This window comes from Planktothrix sp. FACHB-1365 (assembly GCF_014697575.1).
GTDB lineage: Bacteria > Cyanobacteriota > Cyanobacteriia > Cyanobacteriales > Microcoleaceae > Planktothrix.
In genome coordinates, this window is the sequence record NZ_JACJSC010000001.1 from 568,084 (window position 1) to 582,684 (window position 14,601).

Below are 14,601 nucleotides of genomic sequence, written 5' to 3' on the forward strand. Positions count from 1 at the left end.
CTACAGGGGGGAATTTGTAGCATTCTTTTCAGGATTTCATATTACATTTGGCCAGGGAAACCGGGTTGTGAATCGGTAGGAGAATGGGGGTCAATTAAACTGGGTTGTGAGTTATTGTCAGAATCCTGTTGATTCATTTGATTAGAAGAGGGATTAGAATTCATTGGACGGTTGATAGAATTATTCTCCTGGGGTTGTTGTCGGGGATTAACTCGTTCAGATTGAGAATCAACATCTCGTAAATCTGAAGGAGAATCTACATCAAATATTTCTTGCTCCGTGCGACTCGGAGAACTATTATTCATCCGATCCGATGAAGAGTTATTGCGTTGTTGGGGATTAACTCGTTCAGATTGAGAATCAACATTTTGCGAATCTGAAGGAGAATCTAAGTCTTGTGTATTTGAGGGGTTGCTATTATCAAATTGAGTGATTTGTTGGGGGTTTTGAGAATTTTGACTTAAACTATTCTGAAGATTAGTTGGCATTAAAACCCGATTAATCCCATGAATTAAACCATTGGTTGCCTCGATATCCGGTTGAACAACGCTGGCATTATTAACAATAACCCGATCCGGTGCTACACGAACTGCAAGTCCACCGCCGAGACTATCAATGCTTCCATCAGCCATTTGATTAGAAGGAACTTCACCTTCAATGACATGATAAGATAAAACCTGTTTTAACACTTCTTTATTTTCAGGCTGCATTAACCTTTCTAAGGTTCCAGTTGGTAGTGATGCAAAGGCTTCATCTGTTGGGGCAAAGACAGTATAGGAACCTTCACCTGTCAATATATTTTCTAGTCCGGCTGCTCTAACAGCTTGAATAAAAGTATTATATTGACCGTTAGAATTAGCAACAGAAAGAATATTCTGGGATGACCCCATATTCTGCTGCATTTGGGGACTATTCTGCATTCCTGAGTCAGGAGATTGCATCTGTGCTTTAGCAGGAACCTGGGCTAAAAAGCCTAAGCTGGCAATACCTAAAACAGCAATACTGTGGGTATAAAAACGATTGAATGCCATGATTCTAAACTCCGCAAAAATTTGTTTCTTTCCTTACTGTATAAAGGGGAGTTTAATTCGCCATCCAGCCGAGGACATATCACTCTTGAAATAGACTTTTTGATGTGGAATTTAGAGTTTTTTAAGGAAGAATATTCTTAAGATTTTCCATTACGATTCACTTTTTTAGCGATCGCATCTAAAATGGCTTGTTCTGCGGGGGTCATTTTACCGTCTATTTGAGCAATTCGCTCACATTGAACTAATACAGGCGTGACAAAATCAGGATGCAGTTGTTGTAATAAATTCTCTAAGGAAATCGGTGTTTCTAAATAAGTCGAGATTGCTTTTATCGCTTCAGAACTCAGATGAGCTTGTTCTAATTCAGGAATCAGATCAGACTTTGATTGATCGGGATAAGACGCTAAAATCATCTGAGCTAAAATTTGATCCATCACCTGTTGTTGCTGACTGGCAAATTTCCAATAATCTTGACTTTCCTGTTGAAAGCGCTGAACCGTTAATTCTGTTGTCTGAGGATGCAGTTTGGTTTCATAAAATCGACAAGCAATATAACCTAAACCATACAGCAAAATTGCATTAGAAGAAGCCCCAATAACCGCCCCTAAACCGGGGATAATTTCGACCCATTCTAAACCCGTTTGGATCGCTACAGAACTCCCCAAAGATAAGCCAAAAATAGCTAAAACTTCCCCTCGACGGATGGGATCATTGAGATCTAAACCATAGGCGGCTGCAATTTCATAGGTCATTTCAGCTTGTAGCCGTGTTGTCGTGACTAAATCAATCGCAAATAAAGCCACAGCTAGGGGAGGTAAAAAATTTGTTGCTAACCCAATTCCCGCCGCTTGAATTGATTTCTGCACCATTAAACGGTGAGCAATTTCCCTGGGGGTTTCTTGAGGATACTGTTTTTGCAGATCTTGGACGGTTTTTTGTGCCTGTTCAATATTAACGCCACCGAGGAGAATTTCTAACCAACTTGTTCCTAAATTGTTGCTGAGAATCTTGACAATTGGATTTTTAGCGATCGCATCTATAATGGCTCCGGTACTTGCTGTTACATTGGCTAAATAGTGTTGAGTTTGTAGTGTAGTTTGTTCAAAGAATTTTGTTGTTACTGCAATCAGTTCGACGAACCATTGTTCTGTTGAGTTTGCCGTTGAGGGGTTCGTTTTTTGGACTGAGTTTGCTTCAGCTTGTAAGTTGTTTTGGTCTTCCTGCGCCCTGTTCTCGTTTCCCATTGTTGAGCCTTTTAAGGATGAAAAAATAATGGTTTATTTATCCCTATGGGTATTGTATACTCAAAAAACCCCCAAAAAAATAATAGAGAGTCACAACCGATAAATCGATTGATTTGACTCTCCGTTTCCACCAGACTAACCAGAGGGAATAAAGGATTGCACCCAGTACGCTTACCAATATAGGGTACTTTCCTCGAATCGTGCCTCTATCTATAGATAGAGATTAGCAGAAAAACGCTGCGAGAGCAACAACCAAAAACATCCAGTCCCTCGCAAGGCCCAAAATCAACTCTTTCCGCCCCAGTTCACGGGATGGCAGAGAAGGGGACAAGGGGATAAGGGGACAGGGGGACAGGGGGACAGGGGGACAGGGGACAGGGGGACAAGGGGACAAGGGGAATAGGGGACAAGGGGACAGGGGGACAAGGGGACAGGGGAATAGGGGATGAGTTTGCTGGATTTAGACCTGTCAAACACTGAAACCCTTTCACTTCTTACTGCGAAGCACTGAGCGTGTCGAAGTGTTCCCAGTTAAGCTGTTCCCTGTTCCCTTTGAACCCTATATGGGCGTGTTCAGGAGTAATAAACTGAAGTGGATATTGTCACCCCTTATCCTTGTTTGCTAATTTGTGTCTTTGATATCACAATTAAATTTGAAAAAATATAAATTTTTAATAGTTTATCAGTAAGTAACAATAAATTTTCGATGGCGTTGAGTTTGATCTTAATAATTTCTTTCTTAAGACAGATGTACTTTTAATCAATTTTTTTTCATATTAGTAAAGATAGAATCATAGACAAAGTTATACAAAACCAATAAGCTGTAGGTTTTTTCTTCCATTTAGTGTTGCAAAAAAGCTGTTTTTTAAAAGGTTCTTATTTTTTGAGTTGAAATCATTTTAATTTAAAAAATTTTTTAATGTATGGATACTTTTTACTGGGGGAATTCTGAAATCATAGGGCTGCTAAAGTTAGCAGATCATTTGCTCAATGCCTTTCAAGTCATTCTTTCCCTTCTGGTTATCAATTTAATTAGGAATCGCCAAAATTTGCCCTTTCGAGGAACTTTTTTTTTGTTAGGGACATTCCTGGTTTTAAACGGACTTATTAATAGTATTGATCATCAAACTATCAGTGAGAATTTCCCTCTATTTTTATTAGGAATTAAAGTTTTTATCTTAGGAATGGCAACCTATGATTTTGTTTTGTTGTGTAAAATTTTTCCCCTAGCTTTAAAAATTCCTGATTTTCTGGAATTACAAGATATTAATCGACAATTAAATAATTGCCTTTTAGAACGTCAAAATGCAAAAGATAAATTACAACAAGAAAAAGACTTTCTCAGTGCTTTACTCGATCAGTTGTGTGAAGGAATTGTGGTTTGTGATAACTCAGGAAAACTGATTCTCTTTAACCAAGCCAGTCAAAATTTTCATGGACTTACAGAAACCGATATAAACCTGGAAAATTGGGCAGAATATTATAGTTTATATCAATCCGATGGACAAACTTTAATGGCTGTGGATGAAATTCCTTTATTTCGAGCCTTACAAGGGGAAATAGTTGAAAATGCCGAAATGGTCATTCATCCAGAAAATGAACAACCTCGAATTATTTTAGCGAATGGACAGGCTTTTTTTAATCCCCAAGGAGAAAAGTTAGGGGCTGTTGTTGCTATGTATGATATTACAGCGCAAAAGCAAGCTCAAATCGCCCTAGAACAGGAAAAATCAACATTGGAAAAACGGGTCGAGGAACGCACAAGCGAGTTACAAAAGACCATTGAACAATTACAAATTGTCGTCCAGGAATATAACCAAATTGAAATGGCATTACGCCACAGTCAAACGCAGTTACAATTAATCTTAGAAAATACCCCAACCGTGATTTATGCCAAAGATAATCAAGGACGTTTTACCCTCGTTAATCGCAAATTTGAAACCTTATTTAACTGTTGCAGTAGTCAAGTTTTAAACCAAACTAATTTTGATGTATTTACCCCGGAAGCAGCCCAACAGTTAAACTTGATTGAACAACAGGTTTTAACGGAAGGAAAAGCCGTTAAATTAGAAGAAAAAATTCCCTGTGTTCATCAATATCGTACCTTTTTATCGATTAAATTTCCTTTATTAGGAAGCGATGGAACTCCCGATGGATTATGTAGTATTTCCACCGATATTACCGACCGAAAACGAATTGAAGAAAAACTGAGGTTATTTGAATCGGCGGTTAATCGGGCTAATGATGCCATTGTAATCACAGAAGCCGACCCTTTGACCCGACCAGGGCCTAAAATTATTTATGTTAATGAAGCCTTCACCCGTTTAACCGGATATAGCGCCGAAGAAATGATTGGTCAGAGTCCACGCTGTTTACAAGGGCCAGAAACTGATCGTGATCAATTGGCTCAAATTCGGGAAAGTTTAAAGAAATTAAACCCCGTACAAACAGAACTAATTAACTATCACAAAGATGGGTCAAAATATTGGGTAGAAATGAGTATTTCTCCGGTGACTAATTCCGAGAAAGAAATTACCCATTTTGTTTCGGTACAACGGGATGTTACCCATAAACGTTTATATGCCAATTCCTTACTCACAGAACGCAAACAAATGCAGCAAATTATCACCGATGCACCCTTTGCTGTTGCCATGTTAGATCGGGAATTTAGGTATATTGCCCATAGTCAACAATGGTTAAAAGATTATCATTTATCGGAAGAATCTTTAATTGGCTTAAGCCATCTCAATATCTTTCCCAATTTACCAGACTATTGGTTAAATATTTATCATCGAGCCTTTGCCGGAGAAGTGCTATCTTGTCCAGAAGATAAAATGAACTATCCCGATGGAATAGAAGGATATGTGCGTTGGGCGATTCATCCTTGGCATATTAATGAAACAGAAATTGGCGGGATTTTTATTGCCACTTACCCCATTGATGAGTTAGTTAAAGGCAGAGAATCTGCTTTAGAAACCGTTCGTCTGAAATCTCAATTTATTGCGAATATGAGCCATGAAATTCGCACGCCAATGAATGGGGTAATGGGGATGGCAGGATTGTTAATGAAAAGTGATCTAAGCCCAAAACAAAAAGATTTTGTCCGGGCTATTCGTACCAGTGCTAATCATCTGTTAACTATTATTAACGATATTTTAGATTTTTCTAAATTAGAAGCCAATGAAATGGTTTTAGAAGAATTAGACTTTAATTTAGAAGAGTGTATAGAAACAATCTTAGATTTATTAGCAACCCAAGCAGAAGAAAAAAGCTTAGAATTAGCAGTTTTAATTGAACCCGATGTCTGTCGCCACCTCTGCGGAGATCCCAGCCGTTTAAAACAAGTGTTACTGAATTTAATCGGAAATGCCCTCAAATTTACCTCTGAAGGAGAAGTGGTTTTACAAGTCAAAGAAATTCCAGCTTCTGATGATAAAATCAAATTGTACTTTAGCGTCAAAGATACCGGAATTGGCATTCCCCCAGAAGGTCATAAGAGATTATTTGAAGCCTTTTCTCAAGTCGATGCCTCAACAACGCGACAATTTGGAGGGACGGGTTTAGGTTTAGTGATTTGTAAACAATTAGTAACTTTAATGGGAGGTGAAATTGGAGTAGAAAGTCAACCCGGACAAGGCTCAACCTTCTGGTTTACCGTTCAATTTAAACCCCCAGTTATTCGAGAAAAATCGGATTTACCTAAAACCCTTTCCCATTTAAAATTATTAGTTGTAGACCCCAGTGCAACGGTGTGTCAATCAGTCCGAACCTTCGCCTGTTCCTGGGGAATGCAAGCTGATGAAGCCTACCATCCTGATCAAGCATTAGTACGGTTACGGTCGGCGGCACGATGTCGTCAACCCTATGATTTTGCTGTGTTTGATCAACAGTTAATTCTGAGTAGAGGAGAACGGTTTATAGAAGTGATTCAAAATGACCCCCGTTTGTTGACCACTAAGTTAATTTTAATGACTTCGATGAATCAATTGGCTGAGACGGAGGAATTATTAGAGTGGGGTTTCTCGAGTTATGTGATGAAACCTTTGCGGGCTTCTCGATTATTTGATGCCTTATTAACGGCGCTGGCTACGGAAATTGCTTGTCTGTTAGAAGAACGTCGATCTCAACCTTCCCCAGAGGAGTCATCTTTAGCTTCAACACCCCAATTTAATCTTAAAATTTTATTAGTTGAAGATCATCCGATTAATCAACAAGTGATTTTGAATCAGTTAAGTTTGTTAGGGTGTGAAGCCGATGTTGCAGATAATGGCGAACAAGCTTTAAAACGCTTAGAATCGACTCATTATGATGTCGTTTTTATGGACTGTCAAATGCCAATCTTAGATGGCTATGCCACAACTCAAGAACTTCGACGCCGAGAACGAGAAACACCGAATCAACATACGATTGTGATTGCGTTAACGGCCCATGCCTTACCCGTTGACCGCCAGAAATGTTTAGCGGTGGGTATGGATGACTATATTAGCAAACCCGTTGAACAGGAGGAATTAGAGGCGGTATTGCGCCATTGGGCCACTCAACAGCAATGGGTCTGGCGCGAAGTGACGCCCCAACCCCCAAAATCTCAAGTAGTTGTAGCTCAACCCCCTGAAGAGCAACCCTTGGTGTCTGAGAATAATCAAACTGAAGATCAAAGTTTAATTCCTTTTGATTTAAAACGATTACAAACCATTTCACGGGGGAAACTAGAGTTTCAACAAAAACTTTTACAACTGTTTATTGATAATGCCAAAATTGATTTAAAAATGATTCGAGAAGCTCTCCTCATCGAAGATTATGAAACCTTGGTGACTTGTGCCCATCGTTTAAAAGGTTCCAGTGGAAATGTAGGAATGCGAAATTTTCCGGCTTTAGCTTCTAATTTAGAACAAAAAGCCCGTCAAAAGACCTTAGAAGGTTGCCAGGAATTAGTTAATATAATGGAAACCCAATTAACAGAGGCGATTGTCTTTATCCAAACCCATCTTTCCTAAAGTTCTTCCTGGTTAAACCTCTGAGATTGCCTTTCTTTCTTACCGAAATCAATTGAAACGCTCTATCCCATTTTTACTTCTGATTTATGGCACAGATTTTGGTCGCAGATGATGATATTACTACGCAATTGATTCTGCAACACGCCCTAGAAGAACAAGGACATCAAGTGTATACGGCTGAGGATGGAGAAATCGCCCTGGGTTTAGCTCAGAAATACCATCCGAATTTAGTCATTTGTGATTGGATGATGCCTAAAGTTGATGGGTTAGAAGTGTGCAAAACGTTGAAAGCTGATCCGGATCTGAGTTCTGCCTTTTTTATTTTATTGACGGCTAAAGAAAATAGTATAGATCGCATTACGGGGTTAGATTCAGGGGCTGATGATTTTATTTCTAAACCCATTGAAATTGATGAAATTTTAGCGCGAGTTCGATCAGGATTAAGAATTCAAAATTTGAATCAAGCGTTGTTAAAAACCAATCAACAGTTAAGTCAAGCGTTATCGAATTTACAACAAGCTCAAGTTCAATTAGTTCAGCATGAAAAAATGTTGAGTTTAGTTCAGTTTGTGGCGGGAATTGCCCATGAAATTAATAATCCGGTCACGTTTATTCGAGGAAATTTGGATTATGTTGCCGAATATACTCACAATTTGTTAGAGGTGATTCATCTGTATCAAAAAGTTTATCCTCAGCCTCAACCAGAAATTCAGACGAAACTGAAAGAGATGGAGGTTGAGTATATTATGGATGATTTACCTCAAGTTCTGAAGTCAATGGAACAGGGAACCGAACGAATTAGTAATATTATTCAATCTTTGAGAAACTTTTCCCGGTTGGATGAATCGGAGAAAAAATTAGCTAATATTCATGAAGGAATTGATAATACTTTATTGATTTTGCAAAGTCGTCTAAATCAAAACCCCAAACATCCAATTCAAGTGATTAAATTATATGGGAAAATACCGCCCATTATTTGTTATCCTAGCCACTTAAATCAGGTATTTATGAATTTATTAAATAATGCTATTGATGCGATCGCCCAACACCAAAAACAACATCCTATTCTGGAACCAAAAATTTGGATTAAAACTGAAACCTGTGTCTTTTCTAATCCTCATCAAAGTTTAACCCAGGCGATTAGAATTCGGATTCAAGATAATGGCATCGGAATTCCAAAAGAAATTCGTCCCCAAATTGTTGATCCCTTTTTTACAACAAAACCCGTCGGTTCAGGAACCGGATTAGGTCTGAGTATTGCCTATCAAATTGTAGTTGAAAAACACGGGGGAACCTTTAAATTTCATTCGGAAGTGGGAAAAGGAACCGAGTTTATTTTGGAAATTCCGGCTCTTCAATCTTGACTGTTTACTCAATTCCGCTTCCTAATTTTCTAGCGATCATAAAATTCCGGTTTTAAATCCCGTTCCATTAAAGCTTCAACCGCTTTTTGAGGGGTGATTTGATGATTTAAAAGCTGATAAACTTGCCAGGAAATCGGCACAGGAATCCGTTCTCGATGGGCAATTTCAATTAAAACATTGGTAGTATTAACTCCTTCTGCGGTACTTCCTAATTCAGTTAAAACTTGTTCTAAAGATTTACCTTCAGCTAATCCATAGCCGACGCGATAATTACGGCTTAAAGCACTATTACAAGTGGTTAACATATCGCCTAAACCGGATAACCCAAAAAACGTTTCTGTTTTTCCCCCTAAATGGGTTCCAATTCTAATAATTTCGGTTAAAGCACGAGTTAGTAATGCAGATTTAGCATTCGTTCCTAACTTTAATCCATCACAAACTCCCGCCGCGATCGCAATTACATTTTTTAAGGTTCCTCCTAATTCTGTTCCCATGGGATCGGAACTGGTATACACCCGAAATCGATTAGAAGCAAACACCATTTGGACAATCTTTGCGGCTTCTAAATTTTCACTGGCTACCACCGTGGCGGCGGGTAAACCTTGTTCAATTTCAGCCGATAAATTCGGCCCCGATAAAACAACAATTGGGTGTTGAGGAAACAAAGTTTCCCACAGTTGAGACGGCGTGCGAGTGCTATCAGGATCTAAGCCTTTTGTGGCGGTAACAATGGGAATTTTTTTGGGCAATTTTAAGGTTTGAAGCTGTTGGGCTGTTACGGCTACTCCTCTCATGGAAATGGCAGAAACTAAGACATCAACGGCGTTAATACTTTCTTCTAAGGAATTCCCGAAACGGCGTGACCAAAGGTTAACTGTATGCCCATTATAACGGGCTAATTGTGCTAAGGCTGAACCCCAAGCTCCCGCACCTAAAATGGCTAATTTTAAGGGTTGATGAGGCACAGGGGGATGAGACAGGGAAGTAGAATCTTGGGTCATATAATGTTAGGAAATAGAAAACATTAGGGTTGAAAGACTAATTCACTTAAACTCAATCAAAGTTTAGAAGGTTTTTCCGTAATATTGAATTCCATCCCAAATTCCAGCGACTCCTGGAAATTCACTGTAATAAACATTCTTTAAATTTTTAATTTTTTCGACTAATTTTAATTCTGAGTTTCCTACAGCAATACTTTTTAGTCCGGTTTCAAATAAGGGTAAATCGTTTAAGGAATCTCCTGATGTAATCACTTGTTGGGGATGTACTTTTAACACATCCATTAATTTAAGCAAGGTTGAACCTTTGGCAACACCGGGGGGCAAAATATCTAAATATTTATCCGCAGAGGTAATACATTGAAATCCCGCATCGTGAATTTTTTTAACAATTCGTTCTTGATTTTCATCGGGTTTATAATAATAAGAAACTCGATATTCGGCAAAAATTGGTTGTAAAGTTAATCCAGGTTCATCCGTTAAAAGTTGGTGAGCAAATTCGCTGGCATTTCCCCAAAGATCCGCAATCCAATTTTGCACTTCTGCTACAGGAGTTAAGCTTTTTCCTTCATAAACCGTTGTGCCCACATCTCCAATCAAATAATCGGGTCGTGGCATCTTTATGCTTTTTTCATCATATAAACGCAGGGTAAATTCTAAACTTCGACCCGTGACAAAGATTAATAATAAGCGATGGCGATTTTCCTCCAAATAGTCATAAAATTTTTGTCTTTCCTCTGGAGAACCCCCTAAAAATGTACCATCTAAATCCGTTGCTAAAACTAAAGTGTTATTCTGAATCATGGTTTGGTTTTGAGTGACTTTTAACTTTTCTATTTCATCATAAAACATCGAGACAACAGTAAGCCCTAAAATGCTTAAAAGCTTAGTACACCCTTAAGGGCTGAACACCTCCCTACAGTGGTAAGCTTTTAAAGGTTATTACAGTTTTGGAATTAATTATGGATATTCGGTTTTTAGTTAAGGGTTTAATCATTGGTTTTTCCATTGCGGCTCCTGTGGGGCCCATTGGGATTTTATGTATTCGTCGTTCCTTATCCGATGGACATTGGGTAGGATTTTTTACGGGCTTAGGCGCGGCTAGTGCGGATGCTTTCTATGGGTTTATTGCAGGATTTGGATTAACCATCATCTCTAATATTTTAGTCAGTCAACAAATAATTTTAAAATTAATAGGGGGCTTATTTTTATGTTATTTAGGCTTAAAAACAGCCTTGGCAAAACCAGCCCAAGATGCCGCAAATCCATCAGGAAAAGTGGTGAGTGCCTACGCTTCCACCTTTTTCCTAACGGTGACAAATCCCATGACAATTTTATCCTTTGTTGCTATTTTTGCCGGATTAGGATTAGGAAGCAGCAATAATTATGGAGATGCTGGGATCTTGGTTTTAGGGGTATTTTTAGGGTCAGCATTGTGGTGGTTGATCTTAGTCAGTGGGGTCAGTTTATTCCGTGATAAAATCAGTGCGGATACCCTGCAATGGGTAAACCGGATGTCAGGAATTCTGATTTTTGGCTTTGGGTTAGGAGCATTATTTAGCTTAGTAATAGGGGATTAAAAGTTATTAATTCTAACATTCATTTTGTTAAAACAATCAATATTGAGCGAAACCTAGTTATTCGCTTGACTTAAAATTGAAAATTATTCAACATTCAACTCCAAACTGGGTAAAAACTTTTTTAAATTTTGCAAAGATTTATCTTGCCATGCCACTTCTTTAGAGCCTAAAATAACTAATTGAATTTGAGGTTTTTTTCGCAATCCCATGACAAATTTCGATAACAAACTAATTCCAGAACTATTTAAAAACGATAAATTTCTTAAATCTAAGGTCATCAATGGAGGTTCCGTTGCTGTAACTTGTTCTAATAATTTTTTAATCGGTTCATATTCCACTGGCCCCCCTAAACTCAATTCTCCTTGAAAACAAATCATCACAGATTCAGGATCATATTGAACAATATGGTCTTCACCTTTAATTTCCTGTACTACCATTGTTGCTACCTCTCTCTAGCTTTGAAAATAACTCAATTTTACACGGTTACTTGAGCCATCGTTGTTACTAAAATAATTTTGGGTTGTTCGGAAATGTGTTCAAATTTCCAACCCAGTTGAGCTTGATAATCATTGATCATCGTTAATAAGCCTAAACCTGAAGCATTATTATTTTCATCCTCTACACTTTGTTCAACTTGACGAATATACAACTCATTGGGATCTTCGGTGAGTAATTCTTGAATAAAGGATTGAAACTTTTCTGTTCCTTCTGCGGTAATTGAATTGGTCGCAAAAATAGCAGCCGTTACCGTTTGGCTTTCTTCAATAAAATGGATTCCAAATCTAATTTTAGATTTTACGTTTTCATTATTAAATTTCATGGCATTTTCTAACAATTCATTTGCCACATAACTAACGGCTCCTTTCCCCTGTTTAATCCGTTTTTCTCGGCTGGGGTTATCAGCATCTAAGGGTAAAAAAGTTGAAAAATAATCTGCTACAAAATGAGCCGATAAAAGATTATTTCGCCAGCGTTGTTTAATCGGTCGGGATGTTGGCGTGAATGTCAACTCCAAAGAATCATGATCAGGAGGAAATTGATGTAAAAACTCTCCAAAAATTTGCGCCATAATCACTTGACCTGGGGGAAAATCACTGGGTTATTCAATAATAGCCTTTATATTTTAGGCTAATTCTGTTCAAAAATCACAAAATTAACAAAATCTTAACTCAAGGGTACAAAATTATCAAATTTTTTTTGATCCAAGCTCTGATTTATTTTGTTCGTATCAATCTGAATCTCCCTCCCCTAGCGTTGTTTTAAAATTAATAGGGTAATATCATCAAACTGTTTTTGATGTCCCCTGAATGCCTTAATATCAGAAATCACCGCTTCCTTAATCTCCTCAGCTTGATCATGCCAATTTTCACTGATAACGTTACACAGTCTTTCCAAGCTATATTGGGATTTTTGCATATTTCTAGCTTCTGTAATTCCATCAGTATAAAGCACAATAAAATCTCCTCTCTTTAATTCGACCTCAATTTGATTAATAAATTCTGAAATATCTTCATCTAAACCAATGGGTAAACCTAAATCAATGGTATCAATTCGCTCAACGTTTCCTCCTTGACGGACAATTAAGATTTCCTCATGTTGGCCACTAATGTTTAAATGACCATTCTGATAATTTAAAATTGCTAAGGTCAGATTTTTATCAGAATTCATTCGTTGAACATTTCGATACATGGCACGATTCAAAATATTTAAAAACCGAACTGGATCAGACTCTTGAACTTCCTTAAGAATCCGAACAGCCGCTTGAGTCATCACCATTAAAATACCACTTTCTAAGCCATGACCCGTCACATCTCCAATGCCAATCGTAACAACGCCATCAGTATATAAAATATCATAATAATCTCCTCCCATTTCATGGGCAGGTTCCATATATACTGCAATATCTAGCCCTTCAATTAAAGCTAATTCTTCTGCTTTAGGGAGAATCAATTGCTGCATTTGTCGCAACAAATCTAACTCCCCACTCATGCGAGAGTTATCGGCTTTTAATTGTTGATTTAACGCTAAAATTTTAGCATGGGCATCTGCTAATTCTGCTGTTCTTTCTATGACTTTTTGTTCTAAAGTTTCAAAAGAATCATGGATTTGATTTGCCATTTGATTAAAAGATTTACCCAATTCGGCAAGTTCAATAATGCGGGTGACTTTAACAGTTTGATCCAAATCTCCGGTTGTGATTTTCTGAGAAGCTCGATTTAATCGTAGAATGGGTTCAGTAATCCAACGAGCAATTAAAATCCCCATTGTTGTTGCGATCACCAAAGCAATTAAACATAATAAAATTGTTTTCCGAGTATTGGCATTAATTTCTCCCATAAAATCTGACTCAGGAATAGTAATCACAATCAGCCAATTTAAGCCTAAGTGATCTTGCCAAGGAGTAACCCAGAGAAAATTTGTTTCACCGTTTGATTTAAAACTTAAGGCTTGTTTTTTATGAATTTCGCTGAGATGATTAAACCGTTGTATGAGATATTGACTCGACGCACGAATTAACGGATCACGGCTTTGAAACGCACTCAGTCTTTGAGAAGCACCCTCAACGTTTAAATAGGGTTTTTCAGAACTAGAACTAGCGACAATTAAACCATTGCGTTCCACAATAAAAATCTTACTAGAGGAACTAATATATAAATGCTTTAAAAAATTACTAATTTGAGTTAAAATTAAATCAATTGCAATCACACCGACTAATTTATTTTGTTGATTATAGATCGGATAACTCGAAGCAATCGAAATCACGTCCGGGCGATCATCCCATTGATAAATTTCAGTCCAAATCGGTTTACCTGCTGCGACCGCATTACTATACCATTCATCATCTTGATAAGGATATTTTTCAACGGCGAGAAGGGTTGTGGGATCACCATGATCATCTAAAGCATAACGTTTATAATAATTTTTATCTGTTGGGTTCATTAATTCCATATAGAGTGTGCCATCATCTTCTCGACCCACTCCTAAAAATAATCCATCTACAGTCCCTAAATTAAAATAACTGAGATAAGGATACACTTTCATCTGCTTCCAAAAATGGCGACGGATGCTGTCTAAATCTTGAAAATTTAGTAAACCTAACTGAACTAAATTAAAATTAACTTCATTAACTTGAGTCGGTGCTGTTAAATAATAATTTAACTGTTGAATAATCCGTTGACTGACCTCATTTTGAAGTTTATTCGCTAAATTATTAACAGATTTTTGTCCATTTTCAAAGGATAACCACCCCACTAATCCAACGGCGGTAAAAATTTGCAAGACAAAGGGAAAAATAAGAAGATTTCTCAGAGAAATATTTTTAAAGCTAGAATAAATCCCTTGATGGAAAAATTGATTTAACATGGACTTTATCCTCAAAGAGGAATTATA

General features: G+C 37.6%; 10 protein-coding genes. 3 read left to right on the plus strand and 7 right to left on the minus strand.

All coding sequences use genetic code 11. From position 1 onward, the window contains the following. Positions 1-41 precede the first annotated feature (41 nt). Both H6G57_RS02460 and H6G57_RS02465 read right to left on the minus strand, forming a co-directional pair. Positions 42-1,031 (minus strand): fasciclin domain-containing protein, encoded by a 990-nt coding sequence (locus H6G57_RS02460; protein WP_190515730.1) that lies wholly within the window; start codon positions 1,029-1,031, stop codon positions 42-44. 137 nt (positions 1,032-1,168) lie between these two features. Further along, positions 1,169-2,275 carry a hypothetical protein gene (locus tag H6G57_RS02465; protein ID WP_190515731.1) on the minus strand — a complete coding sequence of 369 codons (1,107 nt, stop codon included), beginning with the start codon at positions 2,273-2,275 and terminating at the stop codon, positions 1,169-1,171. Positions 2,276-3,198: 923 nt separating this feature from the next. Between H6G57_RS02465 and H6G57_RS02470 the strand changes: the two genes are divergently transcribed. Together H6G57_RS02470 and H6G57_RS02475 are read left to right on the plus strand one after the other, a co-directional pair. After that, the gene (locus tag H6G57_RS02470) at positions 3,199-7,269 is read left to right on the plus strand and encodes a PAS domain S-box protein (RefSeq protein ID WP_190515732.1); all 4,071 of its coding nucleotides are present in this window, start codon (positions 3,199-3,201) and stop codon (positions 7,267-7,269) included. A gap of 86 nt (positions 7,270-7,355) precedes the next feature. Beyond that, entirely contained in the window at positions 7,356-8,633 is a 1,278-nt protein-coding gene (locus H6G57_RS02475; RefSeq protein WP_190515733.1) for a sensor histidine kinase, read from the plus strand. A gap of 29 nt (positions 8,634-8,662) precedes the next feature. On the opposite strand, the gene H6G57_RS02480 is transcribed toward H6G57_RS02475, so the two are convergent. Beyond that, positions 8,663-9,634: an NAD(P)H-dependent glycerol-3-phosphate dehydrogenase gene (locus tag H6G57_RS02480; RefSeq protein ID WP_190515734.1), complete on the minus strand. Its 972-nt coding sequence runs from the start codon at positions 9,632-9,634 to the stop codon at positions 8,663-8,665. A gap of 63 nt (positions 9,635-9,697) precedes the next feature. Beyond that, a complete protein-coding gene (locus H6G57_RS02485; RefSeq protein ID WP_242048843.1) occupies positions 9,698-10,483 on the minus strand; it encodes an HAD-IIB family hydrolase in 786 nt (261 codons plus the stop codon). Positions 10,484-10,593: 110 nt separating this feature from the next. Here H6G57_RS02485 and H6G57_RS02490 point away from each other — a divergent pair, with 110 nt between their 5' ends. Beyond that, positions 10,594-11,211, plus strand: a complete 618-nt coding sequence (locus H6G57_RS02490) for a LysE family translocator (protein WP_190515735.1) — start codon at positions 10,594-10,596, stop codon at positions 11,209-11,211. Positions 11,212-11,294: 83 nt separating this feature from the next. Here H6G57_RS02490 and H6G57_RS02495 read toward each other — a convergent pair whose 3' ends face one another. From H6G57_RS02495 to H6G57_RS02505, 3 genes are all read right to left on the minus strand, one after another. Then, a complete protein-coding gene (locus H6G57_RS02495) occupies positions 11,295-11,648 on the minus strand; it encodes a hypothetical protein (RefSeq protein WP_190515736.1) in 354 nt (117 codons plus the stop codon). A 38-nt stretch (positions 11,649-11,686) separates the two neighbouring features. Continuing rightward, positions 11,687-12,280, minus strand: a complete 594-nt coding sequence (locus tag H6G57_RS02500; RefSeq protein WP_190515737.1) for a DUF6272 family protein — start codon at positions 12,278-12,280, stop codon at positions 11,687-11,689. Positions 12,281-12,459: 179 nt separating this feature from the next. Then, the gene (locus H6G57_RS02505; protein ID WP_190515739.1) at positions 12,460-14,574 is read right to left on the minus strand and encodes a SpoIIE family protein phosphatase; all 2,115 of its coding nucleotides are present in this window, start codon (positions 14,572-14,574) and stop codon (positions 12,460-12,462) included. Positions 14,575-14,601: the final 27 nt, after the last annotated feature.